At 68.3% G+C, this 2154-nt stretch carries 1 protein-coding gene; it reads right to left on the bottom strand.

Translation table 11 applies throughout. The annotated features are described in order from the left end of the window. Nucleotides 1–67: 67 nt before the first annotated feature. The gene (lepA, locus tag DQW06_RS22890; RefSeq protein ID WP_013151743.1) at nucleotides 68–1909 is read right to left on the bottom strand and encodes a translation elongation factor 4; all 1842 of its coding nucleotides are present in this window, start codon (nucleotides 1907–1909) and stop codon (nucleotides 68–70) included. Nucleotides 1910–2154: the final 245 nt, after the last annotated feature.

The raw sequence follows: 2154 nt of genomic DNA, 5'->3' as shown, positions 1-2154 counted from the left end.
GCCCCGGCTCGGGGCGCCCCCTTCCGCTTCCCCTACGTGCGAGCACGTGGGGGCGGGGCTGCTGCTACTACTTCTTCTTCTTGTCGTCGGAGCCGCCGGTGTCGGTGGACAGCGCGGAGATGAAGGCCTCCTGGGGCACCTCGACCCGGCCGACCATCTTCATCCGCTTCTTGCCCTCCTTCTGCTTCTCCAGCAGCTTGCGCTTACGGCTGATGTCGCCGCCGTAGCACTTGGAGAGCACGTCCTTGCGGATGGCGCGGATGTTCTCGCGGGCGATCACCCGGGCGCCGATGGCGGCCTGGATGGGCACCTCGAACTGCTGCCGGGGGATGAGCTCGCGCAGCTTCTTGGTCATCTCCACGCCGTAGGCGTAGGCCTTGTCCTTGTGCACGATGGCGGAGAAGGCGTCGACGGCCTCGCCCTGGAGCAGGATGTCCACCTTGACCAGGTCGGAGGCCTTCTCCCCGGTGGGCTCGTAGTCCAGTGACGCGTAGCCCTTGGTGCGGGACTTGAGGTGGTCGAAGAAGTCGAAGACGATCTCGGCCAGGGGAAGCGTGTAGCGCATCTCCACGCGGTCCTCGGACAGGTAGTCCATGCCCTGGAGGTCGCCGCGCCGCTCCTGGCACAGCTCCATGATCTGGCCGATGTGGTCGGCGGGGCTGAGCACGGTGGCCTTGACCATCGGCTCGTAGATGGAGTCGATCTTCCCGGCGGGGAACTCGCTGGGGTTGGTCACCACGTGCTCGGTGCCGTCCTCCATGTCCACCCGGTAGACGACGTTGGGCGCGGTGGAGATGAGGTCGAGGTTGAACTCGCGCTCCAGGCGGGCCCTGGTGATCTCCAGGTGCAGCAGGCCAAGGAAGCCGCAGCGGAAGCCGAAGCCCAGGGCGGCGGAGGTCTCCGGCTCGAAGACCAGGGCGGCGTCGTTGAGCTGGAGCTTCTCCAGGGCGTCGCGCAGCACCGGGTAGTCGGTGCCCTCGATCGGGTACAGGCCCGAGAACACCATGGGCTTGGGCTCGCGGTACCCCGACAGCATCTCGGTCGCGGGCCGGTTGAGGGCGGTGATGGTGTCACCGACCTTGGACTGGCGCACGTCCTTGACGCCGGTGATGATGTAGCCGACCTCTCCCACCCCCAGCCCGTCGCACTTGGTGGGCTCGGGCGAGCTGACGCCGATCTCCAGGATCTCGTGCGAGGCGCGGGTGGACATCATCTGGATGCGCTCGCGCGGGCTGAGCTTGCCGTCGATGACCCGGACGTAGGTGACCACGCCGCGGTAGGTGTCGTACACCGAGTCGAAGATCATCGCGCGGGCCGGGGCGTCGGCGTCGCCGACGGGCTGCGGGATCTGGTTGACGATCTCGTTGAGGAGCTCCTCGACGCCCTCGCCCGTCTTGGCGCTGACCCTGAGCACGTCGGAGGGCTCGCAGCCGATGATCCCGGCCAGCTCCTCGGCGTACTTCTCCGGCTGCGCGGCCGGGAGGTCGATCTTGTTGAGCACCGGGATGATGGTGAGGTCGTTCTCCAGGGCCATGTACAGGTTGGCCAGGGTCTGCGCCTCGATGCCCTGCGCGGCGTCCACCAGCAGGACGGCGCCCTCGCAGGCGGCCAGGGAGCGCGAGACCTCGTAGGTGAAGTCGACGTGCCCGGGGGTGTCGATGAGGTCGAGCGTGTAGGTCTTGTCGTCGACGGCGGTGAAGGGGATGCGCACCGCCTGCGACTTGATGGTGATGCCGCGCTCGCGCTCGATGTCCATGCGGTCCAGGTACTGGGCGCGCATCTGGCGGTCCTCGACGACACCGGTGATCTGGAGCATCCGGTCGGCCAGCGTCGACTTGCCATGGTCGATGTGCGCGATGATGCAGAAGTTGCGGATCAGCGCGGGATCGGTCCAGTTCGGCTGTGCCACCGTGCTCCGTTCACAGGTCGGGTCCGGGTCGTGTGCGCCTCGCGGCGGTGTCGCCCCGCCGCGGCGGAGGCCGACGGCGTCGTCCATCATCCCACGGCGGCCGGGTGCCCTCTCTCGGTGACGGCAGCGGCCCGTGGGGCAGTATGGGGCGCGGGCGCGGGTCTGGTGTCCAGATTATGTGACCCGGGACCGGGAACGGGCCGTGCTGGCAGGCACCGGGCGCGCGCCGCCGCCGTTGAGGGTGG

Source organism: Nocardiopsis sp. TNDT3, assembly GCF_003427465.1.
Lineage (GTDB): Bacteria > Actinomycetota > Actinomycetes > Streptosporangiales > Streptosporangiaceae > Nocardiopsis > Nocardiopsis dassonvillei.
Note: the sequence above shows the minus strand (reverse complement) of the source record. Positions and strands in the feature narration are given on the sequence as shown.